This is a genomic window from Sphingomonas sp. MMS24-J45 (genome assembly GCF_044881195.1).
GTDB lineage: Bacteria > Pseudomonadota > Alphaproteobacteria > Sphingomonadales > Sphingomonadaceae > Sphingomonas.
Genome location: NZ_CP173255.1, coordinates 639938 through 659157 on the forward strand (window position 1 = coordinate 639938; position 19220 = coordinate 659157).

The window sequence follows — 19220 nt, forward strand, 5'->3', positions numbered from 1 at the left end:
GAACAGCAAAATCCTGTAGCAATTCTTTAATAATTTGCCCGCGCCGCCGCGATCAGGCGGCGGAACAGGGCAAACCCCTTCGGCCGGTGCACCAATTGCTGCTTGCTCGACAATGCGCGCAGGTCGACCGGATCGGCCGCGGCATAGAAGGCAAGGCCCGCCAGCGTCGTGAAAGCGGGGGTCGCATGAGCCTCGGGCAGGCCAGTCAGCCCGCGCGGGCGGCCGATCCGCACCGATCGCCCAAGCGCTGCCTGCGCATAATCGGCGATCCCCTTCAATTCCGCGCCGCCACCGGTCAGCACGACCTGACGCCCGACTGGCCCTTCGAACTTCAGCTCAGCCAGCGCCTTGCCGACCTCGCCGATCAGATGGTCGAGCCGCTGGCGGATCACGGTGATCAGCTGCGCCTTGGTGATGCGCGTGCCGTCATGCGCGTCGTCCTCGGTCGAAATTGGCGCGACGTCGATCATCTCATGATTGTCGCGTGGGGAGGCGTTGGCGGAACCGTGCACGCACTTCATCCGCTCGGCCTGCGCGCGGCGCGTGCCAAAGGCGGAAGCGATATCGTCGGTGATGTCCTGCGCGCCGATCGGGATCGACAGCAGCCCGACCAGCATCCCGCCCGCGAACAGCGAGACGTTGGTGATCCCTGCCCCCAGTTCGACCAAAGCGACGCCCAGTTCGCGCTCCTCATCGCTCAGGCACGCCATGCCGGTTGCGACTGGCGAAGCGATGATCGACTTCACTTCGAGATGCGCGTTCGCCACACACAGCCCGAGGTTGCGCACCGGTGATCCGTCCGCCGCGACGACATGGATATGCACGCCAAGCCGGTCGGCATGCAGCCCCAGCGGCCGCTTCACGCCAGTAAGCCCATCAAGCGTGTAGAGCGCCGGCTGCGCATGCAGCACCATCCGCCCGGCCGGATCGATCGAATCCCGCCCGGCCTGCAGCAATGCGTCGATGTCGGTCTGCTCGACCCGGTGGCCGCCCAATTCGAACTCGATCGAGGCGACATCGGATACCAGCCCACCGGCCGAGAAGCTGACCCAGACATTCTCGATATTGGTGCCGGCGATCCGCTCGGCCTGCTCGACCGCTTCGCGCACGGCGACCTCAGTCGCGGCGGCGTCGGCGATATAGCCGCGCTTGACGCCACGGCTCTCGCGCTGGCCGGTGCCGAGCACGATCAGCTCGCCGCCATCGCCCTTCTGCGCGATCATCGCGGAGACCTTCGACGACCCGATGTCGAGTGCGGTGATCAATCCTTCCGGTGCCCTGTTCGCCATACGCCGTTTCCCTGTTGCCCGGTTGTTACCCTTGCGCTTGCGCGCCGGATTGCTTCGCTTCGATCACCGCCGGGGTCGCGCCCGCCGTCGGATCGGTGATCGCCTTGTTGGTCGTAACCCCTGGCTTGCGCGCCACCAGCCGGGTCGGATCGCGCATGTCGAAGCCGAGCCAGCCCTTGCCCAGCAACGGCCGCACGCCATCCATTTGCGCGAACTTGATCAGCGCCTTGCTCGCCGCCTCGTCGCCCTGCGGCAATTGCAGCGTCTCACCGCTTTCGAACGTCAGCGTCCAGCGCCGATTGCCGACCCAGGTCGCCGCCTTCACTTGCCCGCGCAGCGCAGGCGCGACATCGAGCAATTGCCGGTAGGCCGGCTCCTGCTCATTCGCATGCGCGCCGATGACCAGCGGCAGATCGGGCATCGCCTCCGGGTCGACCGGCTCCAGCCACGTCCCGTTCGCGGCGATCAGCGACAATTTGCCGTCCTTCTGCCAGATCGCCGACGGTTTACGCTCCACGACATGGACGATCAGCGTATCGGGCAGCCGCCGCGAGACGTGGGCATCCTCGATCCAGCCGCTGTGCGCGACCAGATCCTGACGGATTTTTTCAAGGCTTACCAGCGGCATCGCCATCGACGGCTGGTTCGCTGCGATCCGGTAAATGACGTTATGATCCATCCGGTTGAGCCCGGTGATCTGGATATTGGTCACGCGGAACCCGGCCTTGCCGATGCCCTCGCCAATCGCCGATCCGACCATGCCCGGCACGCCGAGATACGTCGCGGTCGCCAGCGTCGCCGCGCCGACCACGCCCATGATCGACCAGGTCGCGATCCGCCGCAGCGTCGCCTCGCTGACCGGCAGCGCGGTGATCATCCGGTCGATCACCGAAACCTTTGGCGGAGCGCGACGCTTGGGCTGGACCGGGCGGCGGGCGGTGCCGCGTTTGATCGTGGCGCTCATGCCAGGGCCTCATCGATGATGATCTGAACGAGTTCGGGATAGGAAATCCCGCAATGCCGCGCTTGTTCGGGCACCAGGCTGAGCGGCGTCATGCCCGGCTGGGTGTTGACCTCGAGCAGGAACAGCCCGTCCACCCCGGCCTCGTCATCCCAGCGGAAATCCGAACGCGACGTGCCCTTGCACCCCAACAGCCGGTGCGCGTCGAGCGCGATACGCTTGCACGCCTCGGTAATCTCGTCGGGAATGGCGGCGGGGAAGATATGCTCGGTCTTGCCGTCGGTGTACTTCGATTCGTAATCGTACCAGCCGGTCTTGGGCTTGAGTTCGGTCACGCCCAGCGCGCGGTTGCCGAGCACCGCGGTCGTCAGTTCACGCCCACGGATATAGGGTTCGGCGAGCAACTCCTCGAACTCGCCCCACGGCCCCGGCGTGCCCGGCGCGATCGGACTGCCGTAATTGCCCTCAGTCGTGACGATGGCCACGCCGACCGACGATCCCTCGTTGACGGGTTTCAGCACATAGGGGCGCGGCAGCGGATCGCCCTCGTACAGGCTCGCCGACTTGACGATCCGACCGCCCGGCATCGAGATGCCCGCCGGCACCAGCAGCAGCTTCGTCAGTTGCTTGTCGATCGCGATCACCGACGTGGCGAGGCCGCTGTGGGTGTATTTCAGCCCCATCAGGTCGAGCATCCCCTGCACCGACCCATCCTCCCCCGGCGTGCCGTGGAGCGCGTTGAACACGATGTCGGGGTTTGCCTCGGCGAGCTTGGCCGCGACGTCATGCCCCATGTCGATCCGCGTGACACGGTGGCCCAGGCTTTCGCACGCCTCGGCAACGCCCGCGCCCGAGGTCAGCGAAACCTCCCGCTCGGCCGACCAGCCGCCCATCAGGACTGCGACGTGGAGGGGAATCATTGGACCGTGCCTTGATAGAGTGCTGGTTGAAATTTACGCAGGTCTTGCGGGAACGCTTCGTCCCACGGCCAAAGGCTATCGTCACTTGGCCAGACCAGCTGGACAACATTATCGAGTTCTCGGCCAAAGACGCGCCGATGATACCACATCGCGGAATTCAGATAGTCGGTAACGATGTGCTCGCTCGTGACACGGCGGGCCATCAACGGCAGGTCGGTCAATATGCCCTCGATCAACACACCATCATCAAGGATCAGACCATCCCGACACATGAGCAAGGTCTGGTTGATAACAAAGCCGGTGGTTTGCGACGAGAGGCCGAGGACGATCACCTCGGCTTGGGCAACGGTCTCGGCAAAGCCAACCGAATATCCAAACGGTGGCTGAGCCGTGACATAAGTACTCTGGCAGCCGTGTTCGCGCACGGTTTCAACAAGCTTCTGCTCATATTCGCTCAGGGCTTTCCCCGCGCTCAATTCACCACCCCCACCCGCTGAATTTCCCACTCCAGCGTGATGCCCGAAGCGGCCAGCACGCGCGCGCGGACTTCCTCACCAAGCGCTTCGATCTCGGCACTCGTCGCATTGCCGAGATTTAGGAGAAAATTGCAATGCTTCTCACTGACTTGCGCATCACCAATGCGCAAGCCGCGGCACCCGGCGGCGTCGATCAGCGCCCATGCCTTGTGGCCTTCGGGGTTCTTGAAGGTGGAACCCCCGGTCTTCGAGCGCAGCGGCTGCGATTCCTCGCGCGCGGCGGCGATGCGGTCCATTTCGGCCTGGATCGCGGCGGGATCACCCGGATGCCCGCGAAACGTAGCACCGACGACAACACACCCTTCGGGCAAGGTCGAATGCCGATAGGTGTAGCCAAGCGCTTCGACCGCCAACGTCTGCCGCTCGCCCGAGCGCAGGACCACGTCGCACTCGACCAGAATGTCCTTGGTCTCTCGCCCGTAAGCGCCGCCATTCATTCGTACGAAGCCGCCGACCGTGCCGGGGATCGAGCGCAGGAATTCGACGCCAGCGATCCCGGCATCGCGCGCGGTCGAGGACACGAGAATGCCGCTCGCCCCGCCGCCGCAACGGAGCGTGGTTGCGTCGATCGCCTCGACCTTCGCGAACGGCTTGCCGAGCCGGATCACCACGCCCGGGACACCACCGTCGCGCACGATCATGTTCGAGCCGAGGCCGAGCGGCATCACTGGCGTCGCGGGATCGAGATCGGCGAGGAAGGCGCTCAGATCAGCGACGTCCTTCGGTTCGAACAACCACTGCGCACTGCCGCCCGATTTGAACCAGACGAGCGGGGCGAGCGGGGCGGATTCGGTCAGGCGGCCTTCTATTCCCCTCCCGCTTGCGGGAGGGGTTAGGGGAGGGAACGACTCAGCTACTGGCGCAACACCTGCGACAGGCCCTCCCCCAGCCCCTCCCGCAAGCGGGAGGGGAGAAGAAAAGAAGCGGCGGTCATCATCGCGCCGCCTCGATACCCGCCGCCAACCCGGCCGCCCACTTGGTAATATCCCCTGCCCCCAGGCACACGACCATGTCGCCCGGCTGCACCACCTTCGCGAGTGCCGCCGCCAGCGCCTCCGGCCCGGCAATCGTCGCCGCCGAACGATGCCCACGCCGCTTCAATCCTTCGACCAAAGCCTCGGCATCGACGCCCTCGACCGGTGCCTCGCCAGCCGCATAGACCGGCGCCACGAACACCATATCGGCGTCGTTGAACGCGCCCTGAAACTCTTCCATCAGATCGCCAAGCCGCGAATAGCGATGCGGCTGCACCACCGCGATCACGCGATTTTCGACACCCTCGCGCGCCGCCGACAGCACGGCGCGGATCTCGACCGGGTGATGCCCGTAATCGTCGATGATCGTGACGCCGCCCGTCTCGCCCACCTTGGTGAAACGCCGCTTCACCCCACCGAACTTGGCGAAGCCCTGCTGGATGGTCGCATCATCGATGCCGAGTTCGAGCGCCACGCCGATTGCCGCCAGCGCGTTCTGGATGTTGTGCCGCCCCGGCATCGGCATTTCGATGCCCTCGATCGATCGGCTCGTCCCGTCGCGGTGGCGGACGATCACCTCGAAGCGATTGCCGCCGGGGATCGGCGTCACATTGACGCCGCGCACATCCGATTGCGCCGAGAAGCCATAAGTCACCACCCGCCGGTCGCGCACGCGCGGGATGATGTTCTGCACTTCGGGATGATCGAGGCACAGCAACGCCGCGCCATAGAAAGGCACATTCTCGACGAATTCGACGAACGCATCCTTCACCGCGTCGAACGAGCCATAATGATCGAGATGTTCGGGATCGATGTTGGTGACGACCGCGATCGTCCCGTCGAGCCGCAGGAAGCTGCCGTCGCTCTCATCGGCCTCGACCACCATCCAGTCGCTCGCGCCAAGCCGCGCGTTCGAGCCGTAGCTGTTGATGATCCCGCCGTTGATGACAGTCGGATCGACCCCGCCCGCGTCTAGCAGCGCCGCGACCATGCTCGTCGTCGTAGTCTTGCCGTGCGTGCCGGCCACCGCAACCGTCGATTTCAGCCGCATCAGTTCGGCGAGCATCTCGGCGCGCCGCACCACCGGGATGCGCCGTTCGAGCGCCGCTTCGACTTCCGGATTGCCGCGCTTGATCGCGGTCGAGGTGACGATCACCGCCGCATCGCCGAGATTGTCGGCATGGTGCCCGATCGCGACCGGAATCCCCTGCGCACGCAGCCCCTCGACGACATAACCCTCGGCGACGTCGGACCCCTGCACCGAATAACCGAGGTTCTTCATCACCTCGGCAATGCCGGACATGCCGATCCCGCCGATGCCGACGAAATGGATCGTGCCAATGTCGGTTGCGACGCCCTTCATGCGAATGCTTCCTTGATCGGTTGCGGCTTGCCGATCGGCATGTCGCCCTTCGGATTGCCGAGGCTCTCGACCAGATCGGCCAGATCGCGCACGGCATCGGGCCGTCCGCACGAGCGCGCCCGCCCGGCAGCGTTCTGCAACGCTTCCGGATCGAGTCCCAGTCGCTGCATCTGCTTGGCCAGTTCGACCGGCGTAAAGCTGCGCTGGTCGATCGTCCGCGCGCCGCCCGCCGAGGTCATTTCCTTGGCATTGGCCGTCTGATGGTCGTCGGTGGCACTCGGCAGCGGCACCAAAATCGCGGGCCGCCCGGCGCAGGTTAGCTCCGCCAACGTCGATGCGCCTGCGCGCGCGATCACCAGATGCGCCCAGGCCAGTTGCTCGGGCATGTCGGGGAGATAGGTTGCCAGCTCCGCCGCGATATCGAGTTCCTTATATTTCGCGCGGCACGCCTCGATATCCTCGATTCGCGCCTGATGGGTCACTTGCAGCCGCCGCCGGAACGCGACCGGCAGCAGCGACAGGCCATCGGGCACGACCTGGCTCAGCACGCTCGCGCCCTGGCTTCCGCCGGTGACCAGCACGCGGAAAATGCCGTCTTCCTCCAGAAGCGGGTACGGCTTGCTGCGCAGCGCCAGCACGGCATCGCGCACCGGATTGCCGACCAGATGCGTTTTGTCGGCAAGCTTGGGGGACAAGCGCTGGACGTTGGCATAAGAGGTCGCGATCGCATCGACCTTGCCCGCGACGAGGCGGTTGACCCGGCCCAGCACGGCATTCTGCTCATGCACCGCGGTCGGAATGTCCTGATTGAACGCACCGAGTAACGCAGGCAGCGCGGGATATCCGCCAAAGCCGATCACGGCATCGGGGCGGAAGCTCTTATAGAGCTCGATCGCCATCGCGCGGCCCTTGAGCATCGCCGACACTGCCCTGGCATAGCCGATCGGCCCACCCGCAAGCCGCCCCGCAGGCAGGATGTGCGTCTGGACGCCCTCGAACAAGCCGGGAAAGCGCACGCCGCGCTCGTCGCTGACCAGGGCGACATAATGCCCGCGCTTGGTGAGCTCCCCCGCCAGCGCCGCCGCCGGCACCATGTGCCCGCCGGTCCCGCCTGCCGCCAATACGAAATGTTTCGCCGTCATAGTCCGCTCCGCGCGCTCGAATGCGCAATGTATTTGGAGCGCGTAACGAACGGATTGCGCCGCGTGAAGGCCAGCAGCAACCCCATCCCGATCGACAGCGCGATCAGCGATGATCCGCCATAGCTGATGAACGGCAGGGTCATGCCCTTGGATGGCGCCAGGCCGGTGTTGACCGCCATCGAAATCAACGCCTGCACGCCGAATTGGGTGGCGAGGCCTGCGGCGGCGAACAGGCGGAATTCATCCTGTTCGTCCAGCAATTTGACGAACACCCGCACGACGATCGCCAGGAACAGCATCGCGATGATGACGCATGCGATCAGCCCGAATTCCTCGCCGATCACCGAGAAGATATAGTCCGTATGCCCCTCCGGCAGGCGGAACTTCATCGATCCGCCGCCGGGGCCAGTGCCGCGCCAGCCGCCCGCCGTGATCGTGTCGTGCGCGGCATTGGTCTGGAAATGGTCGGCGGCACCAATCCCCTCGGCATCGGGAAACAGGAACGCGTTGATGCGCGCGCGCGCCGTGCCGTAGAACATATACGCCGCGACGAGCCCGACCGGCACCGCCGCGATCAAGCCGCCCATCACCTTGGCGACGTGCCCGAAATCATCAGCAGCGCCATCCACACCGCGCAGAATACCACCGTCTGCCCGAAATCGGGCTGCAGCATCAGCAGCGTCGCGACCAGCGCCGTCATCCCGCCCGTGATGATCACCACGGGCAGCGCCTCATCCTGCGCACGCATCGACAGCAGCCACGCGACCGTCACGATGAAAAAGGGTTTGAGAAACTCCGAGGGCTGCAACAGCGAAATGCCCAGGTTGATCCAGCGCGTCGCGCCGTTCTTCTCCACCCCGATCACCGGCACCAGCATCAGCAGCACCAGACAGACGGCGGTGCCCAGCAATGCGAGCCGCCGCGCGATCGGCACAGGCAGCATCGACACGACCAGCAGGATCGGCAGCGACACGCCAATCCACGCCAATTGCCACCACAAATAGAAGAGCGGCGGCACGATATGCTTGCCGTCGGAATAGCGCGTGGCAGCAGCGGGCGACGCCGCCCCCACCGCGATCAGCCCGACCGCGATCAGCAGCAGCGTCAGCAGCAACAGCATGCGGTCGATATCCCAGAACCACATGCCGAGCGCCGAACGGTCACCGCGCCCGCCGCGACCCTTCATGCTCTTCCACAATTTCGGTGCGGGCGCGTTCATGGCAGCGCCTCGACCAGCGCGCGGAACTGGTCGCCGCGATCCTCGAAATCGCGGAACTGGTCGAACGAGGCACAGGCCGGGGATAGCAGAACGGTATCACCCGCCACCGCATTGCGCGCCGCCGCCGCGACCGCGGTCGCCAGATCGCCGCTCTGTTCGACCGGAACCTTGCCGTCCAGGATCGCCGCGAACTTCGCGCCGGCTGCGCCGATCGTATAGGCGCGCACCACCCGGCCGAAGCTCGGCGCGCAGGCGTCGAGACCGTCGGACTTCGACTGCCCGCCGAGGATCCAGTGAATGCGATCGAACGCCGCCAGCGCGGGCGCGGCCGATTCCGGATTGGTCGCCTTGCTGTCGTTGACGAACGTCACACCGTGCTTGTTCGCGACGCGCTCCATCCTGTGCGGTAGGCCGGTGAAGCTCAGCAGCCCGGCGTCGATGGCCGCATGCGGCACCCCCAGCGCCTCGCACGCATTGATCGCCGCCAGCGCATTCTGCAGGTTGTGCGGGCCCGACAAGCTCGGCGACAGCGGCTGCACCATGCACACGCCCGGGGCGATCTTGGTCAGATCCTCGCCACGCGCCGAAAGGCTACGGGCGATCTGCGCCGAGGCGGCATCCCCAATCCCAATGATCGCAGCATGGCCCTTGGTCTGCATCGCGAACAGCCGCGCCTTGGCAGCGGCATACGCCTCGAACCCGTCATAGCGGTCGAGATGATCCGGCGTGATGTTGAGCAACACCGCGACATCGCAATCGAGCGTCTGCGTCAGGTCGATCTGATAGCTCGACAGTTCCAGCACATAAACGCCCCCCTCGGGGAGCGGCTCCTGCTCGAGGATCGGCAGGCCGATATTGCCGCCGAGCCGCGACGGCATTCCTGCGGTCTGCAGGATATGGTGGATCAGCGAGACGGTGGTGGACTTGCCGTTGGTGCCAGTGACCCCAATGACCTTGTGCGGTGGGAGCGCAGCGCGGGCCTGCGCGAACAACTCGATGTCGCCGATGATCGACGTGCTTTCGGCGCGAGCGAGCGACGCGACGTAGTCGGTATTGAGCGGCACGCCCGGCGACACGACAAGGGCATCGAATTCTGCGAGGTCATCCATTTCGAGGTTCGCTACTTCCAACGTTCCCCGGCGAAGGCCGGGGTCCAGTTGCGCCCCATCGGCAGCATCGGAGCCGCCTCCCTCAAAAATCCGCACCTGTCCGCCTGGACCCCGGCCTTCGCCGGGGAACATGGAAGCCAAACGGTCACGAGCCGCCTTCTTGGCATCCCACGCCACCACGGTCGCCCCGCCCGCCAGCAACGCGCGCACGGTGGCCGCACCCGAGCGCGCCAACCCGAGCACAGCAAAGCGCTTGCCCGCCCAGGTCGGCGAAACGATCACCGCAGTTTCAACGTCGAAAGACCAGCCAGCGCCAGCACGAACGCAATGATCCAGAAACGGATCACGACGGTCGGCTCGCTCCAGCCGAGCTGTTCAAAATGGTGGTGGATCGGCGCCATCTTGAACACGCGCTTGCCGGTACGTTTGTAGAAGAACACCTGGATGATGACGCTCATCGCCTCGACCACGAACAGGCCGCCGATGATGCCGAGCACGATTTCGTGATGCGCGACGACCGCGATCGTCCCCAGCGCCCCGCCAAGCGCGAGGCTGCCGGTATCGCCCATGAACACGGCGGCGGGCGGCGCGTTGAACCACAGGAAGGCAAGGCCGGCGCCCACGATCGCACCGCAGAAAATCGCCAGATCGCCTGCGTGCGGCACGTGCGGAATGCCCAGGTACGTCGCATAATCTGCGCGCCCGACGAGATAGACGATCAGCATGAACGCCACGCTCGCGATAATTACCGGCATCGTCGCCAGACCATCGAGCCCGTCGGTGAGGTTCACCGCATTGCCGAAAGCCACGATCGTGAAGGCCGCAAAGACGATGTAGAAATAACCGAGATCAATCACCGATCCGGTGTAGAACGGCAGATACAGGTGCGTGCCGTTCTGCTGCACGATCAGCGTCGCCGCCACGCCTGCAATCACGAATTCACCGATCAAGCGCAACCGGCTCGACACACCCGCCGTGCTCGCTTTGCGCACCTTGTCGAAATCGTCGAGGAAACCGATCGCGCCGAACCCCAACGTCACGAAAGTGCAGGCCCAGACGTACGGGCTCGACAGATCCATCCACAACAGAATCGAAAACACCATCGACGTCAGGATCATCAGCCCGCCCATCGTCGGCGTGCCGCGCTTCGCGAGGTGCGATTGCGGGCCGTCGGCGCGGATCGGCTGGCCCTTGCCCTGCCGCACCCGCAGCCAGCCGATGAAGCGCGGGCCGATTAACAGGCCGAGGAACAGCGAAGTCGCCACCGCCGCGCCGGTGCGGAAGCTCTGATACCGGATCAGGTTCAGCAGCCCGGGAAACCCCAGATATTCGGCCAGGAGGAAGAGCATTACAGTGTCCCGCTTCGCAACGCCGCGACAACCGCCGCCAGCCCCACGCCGTTCGATCCCTTGATGAGCACCGCATCGCCCGGCATCAACAGCGCGGACAGAGCGGCACGCGCCGCGGCGGCGTCGGCGACATGGACGAAATCGCCCTGCCCCTCAAGCGCGTTGGCCAGCGGCGCGATCCGTTCACCGACCAAAATACCCGCTTTGACGCCCGCCGCCGCGATCGGCGCGGCCAGGGCGGCGTGATAGGCATCGCTGTCCACGCCCAGCTCGCGCATTTCGCCGAGCACGACGATTTTCCGCGCGGCCTGCTCCGCCCCCAGCACCGCGAGCGTCGCGCGCATCGAGGACGGGTTGGCGTTGTAGCTTTCGTCGATCACCAGCGCCTCACCCGCACCGACCGGCACCGAAAAGCGCGCGCCGCGCCCTGCAAGCCCGCCGAGTTCGGCGAGCGCCAGGCCGGCCAGCGCCATATCGCCGCCGACCGCATCGACCGCCGCGAGCAGCGCGAGGCAGTTCGACACCCAGTGCATCCCGGGCTGACTGATCGTGAAGCTCAATTCCCGCGCGCCGATCGCGGCCGTCACGAACGTGCCGCCGTTCGCCGTACGCATCGTCTCGATCGCGCGCACATCGGCGCCCTTCTCCAGCCCAAAGGTCACGGTGCGCGCGGCATAGGGCGCGGCAGCGGCAAGCAACCGGTCGCGATGGATATTGTCGTACGGCACGATCGCAACGCCGCCCGGCTCGAGCCCCTGAAAAATCTCCCCCTTAGCATCGGCAATCGCTTCTTCGCTGTCGAAGAATTCGCGGTGTGCCGAGGCAACCGTGGTGACGATCGCAACATGGGGGCGCACCAGCCGCGTCAGTTGCGCCAGTTCACCCGCATGGTTCATGCCCATCTCGAACACGCCGAAGCGGGTCTCGGCCGGCATCCGCGCGAGGCTCAGCGGCACGCCGGTATGGTTGTTGTAACTCTTGACCGAACGATGCGCCTCACCCGGTACGCCACGGTCGAGCGCGGCGAACAGCGCTTCCTTGGTCCCAGTCTTGCCGACCGATCCGGTGACGCCGATGATCTTGGCATCCGTCCGCGCCCGCGCCGCGCGCGCGAGCGCCTCCAGCGCGGCCATCGTATCGGCAACCAGCACATGCGGCTGGTCGCACGGCTGCGACACGATCGCCCCGGCTGCGCCGCGTTCGAACGCTTGGGGGAGGAAGCGATGCCCGTCGGTCGCCTCCCCGGTCAGCGCGATGAACAGGTCGCCATTGGTGACTTCGCGCGAATCGAAGGTCGCGCCGGTCACGCTGAACGGCGCGGAGGCGGTGCCGCCCGTCGCGGCGGCGATCACGTCGGAGGTCCAGAGGGTCACGCCGCCATCTCCCGCGCTACGCTGACATCGTCGAACGGCAGGACCAGGTTGCCGACGATCTGCCCCTGCTCATGCCCCTTGCCCGCGATCAGCACGATGTCGTGCGGCCCGGCTTGCGCGATCGCCGCGCCGATCGCCTCGCGCCGGGACCCGATCTCGATCGCGCCCGGTGCCCCTTCCAGGACCATCGCGCGGATCGCTGCGGGGTCCTCGGACCGCGGATTGTCATCGGTGACGATTACGACGTCCGCCATCGCCGCCGCGACCGCGCCCATTTCGCGCCGCTTGCCCATATCACGGTCGCCGCCCGCGCCGATCACCACGATCAGCCGCCCACCCGCATGAGGCTTCAGCGCCGAGATCGCCGCCTCCAGCGCATCGGGCGTGTGCGCATAATCGACATAGACCGGTGCGCCTCCGCTGGCGATCACCGCGCGCTCCAGCCGCCCGCGCACCGGCTGCAACCGCGCCAGATTGGCGAGCGTAGCCGCAACGTCCCCGCCCGCCGCAATCACCAGACCCGCCGCGGTCAGCGCATTGGCCGCCTGATACGCGCCGATCAGCGGCAGATTGACCTTGTGCGCCTTGCCCTCGGCCTCGATCACCAGCCCCTGCCCCAACAAGGTCGGATCGCGCGATACGAGCTTCAGCGTCTCGCCCGAGGTCCCGACCGACAGCACCTTGAGCCCGCGCCCGCGCGCAACCTCGACGAAGCGCGTCGCGACAGGATCGTCCGCCCACACCACAGCCGTTCCGTCCTCGGCCAGTACTTCGCCGAACAGCCGCAGCTTGGCTTCGAGATACGCCTCCATCGTGCCGTGATAATCGAGATGATCGCGGCTGAGATTGGTGAACGCCGCCGCCGCCACGCGCAGCCCCTCGGTGCGATATTGCGACAGGCCGTGGCTAGACGCCTCGAACGCGACATGGCTCACGCCCTCGCGCGCCAGACCCGCGACGTTCGACAGGAAGGTCACGACATCGGGGGTGGTCAGCCCGGTGGAAACGCGGTCGTCGCCTGTCGTCACGCCCAGCGTCCCGATCGAGGCGGCGCTAAACCCGCTCATCCGCCACAATTGCCGCACCATCTCGACCGTCGAGGTCTTGCCGTTGGTCCCCGTCACCGCCACCGCGACACCCGGAAACGGCGCGAAATAGCGCGCTGCGAGTTCGGCAAACTTCCGGCGCGGGACGGAATCGGCGATGTGCATCGCACCTTCAACCACAGCTTCCGGCCGCGCGACGACGGCGATCGCGCCCCCCGCCACCGCCGCGTCGATGAAATCCTCGCCATTGACGACGGCACCCTGGAACGCGCCGAACACCACCCCCGGCGCGACCTTGCGGTGGTCGATCGCGAAGCCCGTGACGGTATCGGTCTCGTTCCCGCCGGTCAGCGCGCCGAGTTTCATTTGAGCCTCATTCTGCGTTCTTGCGGTCGCCCGCGCCGTGCCACACCAAAGGCATCAGTTCCGAGACATCGATATCGCGCTTCGTATCAGGCGTCACGCCCAGCAGCGATCCCGTCCGCGCGATCACGCGGCTGACGACCGGCGCCGCGGTCCAGGCCGCCGTCGTCAGACCGTAGGACTCGGCATTGCCGACCGGCGAATTGAGCATCGCGACCACGACATAACGCGGCGCATCCATCGGGAAGGCGGCGGCGAAGGTCGAGACGTTGGCATGCTTGTTATACCCGCCTGCGCCAGCGACCTCCGCCGTGCCAGTCTTGCCCCCGACGCGGTAGCCGGGGGCCTCGCCCTTCTTGCCAGTGCCGAGCAGCACGATCATCCGCAGCAATTGCCGCATCCGCGCGCTGGTCGCCTCGGACAGCACGCGCCGCCCAGCAGGCGCTGCGCCCGGCGCGACCTTCAGCATCGTCGTCGGACGCCAGATCCCGCCATTGACCAGCGTTGCATAGGCATTGGCGAGGTGCAGCGGCGTCACCGCAATGCCGTGGCCATAGGCCGTGGTCATCAGCGTGGTGTTGCCCCAATATTTCGGCCAGATCGGCCCGGCGCGCTCCCGCAGTTCGATCGAGGGGCGCTCGCCGAAACCCATTGCGGTGAACATCGCGGTGAGCTTGTCTTTGCCCATCTCCTCGGCAATTCGTGCGGTGGCGATGTTCGACGAATAGATCAGCGTTTCGGGGATATTCAGCCAGCGCTTCTGCTCGTCGCCGCGATCGTCATGGATCGTGAAGCGCCCGACCTTCAGCGGCACGGTCGCATCGAACCGGCGCGCCATCGAGGTGACGGTCCCGCTCTCGATCGCCGCCGCCGCCGTGATCGGCTTGAAGGTCGAGCCGAGCTCATAGACCGATTGCGTCACATTGTTGCGCAGCGCGTCGATGCTCGTCCCGCTCAATTTGTTGGGATTGTAGACCGGCAGCGACACCATCGCGATCACTTCGCCGGTGTGCACGTCGAGCACGACGCCGGTCGCGTCCTTCGCCTTGAACGACACCATCGCCCGGCCGAGTTCGCTTTCCATCGCCGCCTGCACGCGCGAATCGATCGACAGCGAGATGGGCTGGCCGCGCCGTGCCGGGTCGCTCAGCCGCGCGTCGAACGCGCGCTCGATCCCCGCGCGGCCCATGATCTTCGGGTCGGTCGCCGTCGGCCCGATATAGCCGAGCGCGTGCGCGGCCAGCGTCGATTGCGGATACAGCCGCTCGGGCTCACGCGCGAACACGATGCCCGGCTCGCCCAGCGCATGGACCTGGTTCACCAGCGCGGGTGAGGCGTGCTTTTCGAGATAGGTGAACTTGCCCTTCATCGTCAGGCGGTCGAGATACCAACCTGTGTCGTGCGCGGGCATCAGCGTCGCGAGCTGCGCCGCGAGTTCCTGACGGTCGCCGAGCAATTCGCCCGGCCGCACGCCGATCGTCCACGCCTCGATCGTGCGCGCCAGCGGCTGGCCGTTGCGATCGAGCACATCGCCCCGCACGAACGGGTTGGTGGTCAGCGTCGCCGCCCCCGCCGGCGTGCCGATCAGCCCCAGCAGCGCGATCCGTCCGATCACCAGCAGGAAACCCGCCATGATCAGCAGCATCAGCATCATCAGCCGCACATGCGCGACCGCGACCAGCGCGTGGCGCTGATCGGTCGAGCGGCGTGCCGGGATCGGGCGGGCGACGAGCGTGCTCACCGTTGCCGCCCCACTTCGGCGCGGGCGCTGCTGCGTAAATCGCCGATCACGCTATCGTCGAGCAAGGCGCGGTCGAGCAGCGCCACCGCCGCGCGCGGCCGCGCCTCGGTGCGCGGGCGGGCTGCCGGTTGCGGCTGTGGCTGCGGCTGGCTCACCGCCGCCATCGCGGCCCGGGGCGCGGGCGTGCTCGCGGGCGGTGTCGCTGCGGCAGGTTCCGCCGCCGGAGCCTGGCTCGTCGTGGCATAGACCGGGGCTGCTGGAACGAACGACGCCATTTGCGGGCCCGATCCTGCTGCGGTCGGCTCGATCGACGCCAGCGCTGCTTCGTCCGCGACGAACTGGTCGGCAGCAGGCGCCACCATCCCAAGCGACTCGGCATTCCATTTGTCGAGCTGGGCCAAGCTGGCGCGCGTATCGAACTCGGTTTCCAGCGCGCGAATGTCGCGCTTGGCGCGTGCGATCTCGGCCGCGGTACGGTCGAGCTTCTTGCGCTCCGCCGCCACTTGCAGCGGCACCAGCAGGAAACCGAGTGCCACCGCGACACCCGCCAGGAACCATCCGAGGCTTTTCCACGCCAGACCCAGCATCACATCGCTCCCTCTGTCACAGATTTTTCCGGCCACGCGGCGGCACTGGTACGCGTTGCCGTACGAAGCGTGGCTGAACGGGCGCGCGGATTGCGCGCAATTTCAAGGTCATCCGCGCGAATAGCGCGCCCGACCGATGCGAAGCTCGGCGCATGTTTCGCCGCCACTTCGGGCAAATGCCGCGATCCGGAAGGCAGCGATCCGCTGCGTTCGCGCAGGAACCGCTTGACCATCCGGTCCTCCAGGCTGTGGAACGTCACCACCGCCAGCCGCCCGCCGGGCGCCAGCACGCGCTCCGCCGCGGCGAGACCGTCGGCCAGTTCGCCCAGCTCGCGATTGATATGGATGCGGATCGCCTGGAAGGTCCGCGTCGCGGGGTCCTTCTTGTCGTACGGCTTATAGCCGAGCGCCTTGCGCACGATCCGCGCGAGCTCGCTCGTCCGTGTGATCGGTCGATTATAGACGATCGCCTGCGCAACGCGCCGCGCGCGCGGTTCCTCGCCATATTCCTTGATGACGAACGCGATCTCGGATTCGTCGGCTTCGTTGAGGAAGTCGGCGGCGCTCATGCCTTCCTGACTCATCCGCATGTCGAGCGGACCGTCCGACTGGAACGAGAAACCGCGCTCGGCCTGGTCGAGCTGCATCGACGATACGCCGATGTCCATCGTGACGCCCTGCACCGGCACGGCATCCCGCGCCGCCAGTTCGGCATCCATCGCGGAAAAGGTCGCCGGGATCAGCGTCAGCGCGCCATCCGACGCAGCGACCGCCGCCGCGCCCGCCGCGATCGCGTCAGGGTCTCGATCGAACGCAAACACGCGCCCGCCCGCCGCCAGCATCGCGCGCGTGTACCCGCCCGCCCCGAAGGTCGCGTCGACGTGGCGCTCGCCGGGGGCAATGGCGAGCGCATCGAGCACTTCGGTCAGCAAAACCGGCACATGCGGGGCGTCGTTCGTAGCGGTATCGGAGATCACAGCGCGATCCCCTTCTGCTTGCAATGGAACCGGCAGGCGGCCTGCATTACCGGATCGACATCGGTCGCCGCCATCAGGGTCGCCGGGTCCCAGATCTCGATCCAGTCGAACGTGCCCCAGAAAAAGGCATATTCGCCGATTCCCGCATAATCGCGGGGGAATGCAGGCATGATGAAGCGGCCCGAGCCGTCGAACGGGGCCTGTTCGCCGCTCGCGCCGCGGCGCTTGAGATTGTAGTTGGGCTCGCCATCCTCGCCGGTGTGCAGCGCCTCGCGCGCCTCCACCTTGGCCTTCAGGATCTTGACATAGGCAGGGTCATAGGCGCGCAGGCAGGTCTGCTTGGGATGCACGCCGACGATGATAGTGCCACCATCCTTGCCGTCGGGGCGCGGCGAATTGGTCGCCAGCGCCTGCCGCAGCGAAACGGGAATCGCGACCCGGCCCTTGTCATCGACAAGGCCAAGTCCGTCTCCCTGATATTCGCTGCGTTCGTCCACGCCCACCCCGCTCCGGCGGGCAAACCTCTCCCGTCCCGAGAATCGCGTCCGTTGCGATGCTCAGCGCACTGTCGCGCAGGCGAGATGAGTCTGCCCCTGTTGGAAGCAGAGTTAACATGTAGTTTACCGGGGATACAAGGGGAAAGCCGGGGAATGACGGGGAAGTACGGTTAATTCCTTAAATTCGCCGTCCATTTTTGTCGCGTCATATCAGCTTGTTCCTGCTGTGTTCGAAGAGCATGTCTCGCCGTCCCGCGCTTCCCCGGAGGCGGTGCGGTAATCAGGTACGATTTCCCGTGATTTCCCCGCTCTACGGCGGAGCCGCGCGATCACCGTTGCGGGTGCGCGGCGCGCGATTGCGGCTGGGCCGTGTTGCTGGCGATTTCCGCGCTCGGCGCGACGCCCAGCTCGGCGAGCGGTTCCTTGGTTGCCGTGGGTGTCGCCGCCGGATCGGCGCTGTTGCCCGATACGATCGCGGAAACCACCTCGGGGCGCGCGCTGCCGATCGCGGCAACCTCGCGGTCATGGTTGATTGTCGCAAAGATCGCCGCTGCCAGCCCGATCAACAAAACCACCGCAGCGAGGCCGATCATGCCGACCTTCACACGCTGGGTGGTCTGTCCTGCTTCCCTCGGCGGGTGCTGTGCGTTAATTTTCATAGGCTGTGGTATAAAAGTAACGCATTAAAATGCGCTTGTCGATTCCAGCCTTTTGCCAAGTCTCTATATGTCAGGCCGAGGCGAGCCACGGCGGTACAGCCAGCCCCTTCGCCTCCAGCCACGCGCGATTGTAGAGCGTCGAAAGATAGCGGAAACCGGTGTCGCAGAGGATCGTGGCGATCCGTCTACCCGGCCCCAGGTGCCGTGCCAGCGCTACCGCGCCCGCCACGTTAATGCCCGACGACAGGCCCAGGCACAGCCCCTCCTCGGACAACAGCCGTGTCACCCATTCCATCCCCTCGGCATCGGAAATGCGGAATTGCGTGTCGATCGGCGCGCCTTCCAAATTGGCGGTGATCCGCCCCTGCCCGATGCCTTCGGCGACCGACGATCCTTCCGCTTTCAACTCGCCATGCGCGTAATAATTGTACAGCGCCGCGCCGTGCGGATCGCTGAGCGCGATGCAAATCGATTCGTCCTTCGCCTTCAGGCCCAGCCCGACCCCGGCGATCGTCCCGCCCGTTCCCGCCGCGCAGGTGAAGCCATCGATCCGCCCGTCCATCTGCGCCCAGATTTCCTCGGCGGTGCCGGTGATATGCGCCTTGCGATTGGCGGTATTGTCGAACTGATTGGCCCACACCGCATTGGGCGTTTCCTCGGCGATGCGACGCGAAGTGTGCACGAAATGGCCGGGGTTCGAATAGGGCGCGGCCGGCACCAGCACCAGCTCCGCCCCCAGCGCGCGCAGCGTGTCCATCTTCTCGCGGCTCTGCGTCTCGGGCATGACGATGATCGTCTTGTAGCCCTTGGCATTGGCAACCAACGCCAGCCCGATCCCGGTATTACCAGCCGTCCCCTCGACGAACGTCCCGCCCGGCGCGATCGCCCCGCGCGCCTCGGCATCCTCGACGATCCCCAGTGCGGCGCGGTCCTTGACCGAGGCACCGGGGTTGGCAAATTCACATTTGCCATAGATTTCGGCACCGGCGGCTTCGCTCGGCCCTTTCAGGAGGACAAGCGGGGTATTGCCGATCAAGGCGAGTGTATTGGGGGTGGTGTGCATCGTCCTTAGCTAGGTTCCCGCGCCGCGCGGGGCAAGCAAGCTTCGCTTTGCT

17 protein-coding genes and 1 pseudogene are annotated in these 19220 nt (G+C 66.1%); all 18 read right to left on the bottom strand.

Going from position 1 to position 19220, the window contains the following annotated elements; genetic code table 11:
• Window positions 1–26 precede the first annotated feature (26 nt).
• Entirely contained in the window at window positions 27–1289 is a 1263-nt protein-coding gene (gene ftsA, locus AB5I39_RS03365) for a cell division protein FtsA (RefSeq protein WP_404371157.1), read from the bottom strand.
• Between the two features lie 25 nt (window positions 1290–1314).
• The gene (locus tag AB5I39_RS03370) at window positions 1315–2253 is read right to left on the bottom strand and encodes a cell division protein FtsQ/DivIB (protein ID WP_404371159.1); all 939 of its coding nucleotides are present in this window, start codon (window positions 2251–2253) and stop codon (window positions 1315–1317) included.
• Window positions 2250–3170, bottom strand: coding sequence for a D-alanine--D-alanine ligase (locus AB5I39_RS03375; protein WP_404371162.1), 921 nt, complete (start codon window positions 3168–3170; stop codon window positions 2250–2252). Before AB5I39_RS03375 ends, AB5I39_RS03370 begins: the two co-directional genes overlap by 4 nt.
• Entirely contained in the window at window positions 3167–3646 is a 480-nt protein-coding gene (locus AB5I39_RS03380) for a DUF4262 domain-containing protein (protein WP_404371165.1), read from the bottom strand. The genes AB5I39_RS03375 and AB5I39_RS03380 overlap by 4 nt, the downstream gene beginning before the upstream one ends.
• Window positions 3643–4515, bottom strand: a complete 873-nt coding sequence (murB, locus tag AB5I39_RS03385) for a UDP-N-acetylmuramate dehydrogenase (protein WP_404373991.1) — start codon at window positions 4513–4515, stop codon at window positions 3643–3645. The genes AB5I39_RS03380 and murB overlap by 4 nt, the downstream gene beginning before the upstream one ends.
• A gap of 124 nt (window positions 4516–4639) precedes the next feature.
• A complete protein-coding gene (gene murC, locus AB5I39_RS03390) occupies window positions 4640–6043 on the bottom strand; it encodes a UDP-N-acetylmuramate--L-alanine ligase (RefSeq protein ID WP_404371168.1) in 1404 nt (467 codons plus the stop codon).
• A complete protein-coding gene (murG, locus tag AB5I39_RS03395) occupies window positions 6040–7185 on the bottom strand; it encodes an undecaprenyldiphospho-muramoylpentapeptide beta-N-acetylglucosaminyltransferase (RefSeq protein WP_404371171.1) in 1146 nt (381 codons plus the stop codon). Before murG ends, murC begins: the two co-directional genes overlap by 4 nt.
• Window positions 7182–8371: pseudogene (locus tag AB5I39_RS03400) on the bottom strand (FtsW/RodA/SpoVE family cell cycle protein). The gene murG and the pseudogene AB5I39_RS03400 overlap by 4 nt, the downstream one beginning before the upstream one ends.
• A gap of 29 nt (window positions 8372–8400) precedes the next feature.
• The gene (gene murD / locus AB5I39_RS03405) at window positions 8401–9795 is read right to left on the bottom strand and encodes a UDP-N-acetylmuramoyl-L-alanine--D-glutamate ligase (protein WP_404371174.1); all 1395 of its coding nucleotides are present in this window, start codon (window positions 9793–9795) and stop codon (window positions 8401–8403) included.
• Window positions 9792–10862: a phospho-N-acetylmuramoyl-pentapeptide-transferase gene (gene mraY, locus AB5I39_RS03410; RefSeq protein WP_404371177.1), complete on the bottom strand. Its 1071-nt coding sequence runs from the start codon at window positions 10860–10862 to the stop codon at window positions 9792–9794. Before mraY ends, murD begins: the two co-directional genes overlap by 4 nt.
• Window positions 10862–12235, bottom strand: coding sequence for a UDP-N-acetylmuramoyl-tripeptide--D-alanyl-D-alanine ligase (murF, locus tag AB5I39_RS03415; protein ID WP_404371180.1), 1374 nt, complete (start codon window positions 12233–12235; stop codon window positions 10862–10864). The genes mraY and murF overlap by 1 nt, the downstream gene beginning before the upstream one ends.
• Complete coding sequence (locus tag AB5I39_RS03420) at window positions 12232–13647, bottom strand: UDP-N-acetylmuramoyl-L-alanyl-D-glutamate--2,6-diaminopimelate ligase (RefSeq protein ID WP_404371183.1); 1416 nt, start codon at window positions 13645–13647, stop codon at window positions 12232–12234. The genes murF and AB5I39_RS03420 overlap by 4 nt, the downstream gene beginning before the upstream one ends.
• Before the next feature lie 7 nt (window positions 13648–13654).
• Window positions 13655–15385, bottom strand: a complete 1731-nt coding sequence (locus AB5I39_RS03425) for a peptidoglycan D,D-transpeptidase FtsI family protein (RefSeq protein WP_404371186.1) — start codon at window positions 15383–15385, stop codon at window positions 13655–13657.
• On the bottom strand, window positions 15382–15972 hold the full coding sequence (locus AB5I39_RS03430) for a hypothetical protein (protein WP_404371189.1): 591 nt from the start codon (window positions 15970–15972) through the stop codon (window positions 15382–15384). Before AB5I39_RS03430 ends, AB5I39_RS03425 begins: the two co-directional genes overlap by 4 nt.
• Window positions 15972–16949, bottom strand: a complete 978-nt coding sequence (gene rsmH / locus AB5I39_RS03435; protein ID WP_404371192.1) for a 16S rRNA (cytosine(1402)-N(4))-methyltransferase RsmH — start codon at window positions 16947–16949, stop codon at window positions 15972–15974. The genes AB5I39_RS03430 and rsmH overlap by 1 nt, the downstream gene beginning before the upstream one ends.
• Complete coding sequence (locus tag AB5I39_RS03440; RefSeq protein ID WP_404371195.1) at window positions 16946–17446, bottom strand: division/cell wall cluster transcriptional repressor MraZ; 501 nt, start codon at window positions 17444–17446, stop codon at window positions 16946–16948. Before AB5I39_RS03440 ends, rsmH begins: the two co-directional genes overlap by 4 nt.
• A 329-nt stretch (window positions 17447–17775) precedes the next feature.
• Window positions 17776–18105 (bottom strand): hypothetical protein, encoded by a 330-nt coding sequence (locus AB5I39_RS03445; RefSeq protein WP_404371196.1) that lies wholly within the window; start codon window positions 18103–18105, stop codon window positions 17776–17778.
• 70 nt (window positions 18106–18175) lie between these two features.
• Window positions 18176–19168: a cysteine synthase A gene (locus AB5I39_RS03450; RefSeq protein WP_404371199.1), complete on the bottom strand. Its 993-nt coding sequence runs from the start codon at window positions 19166–19168 to the stop codon at window positions 18176–18178.
• Window positions 19169–19220: the final 52 nt, after the last annotated feature.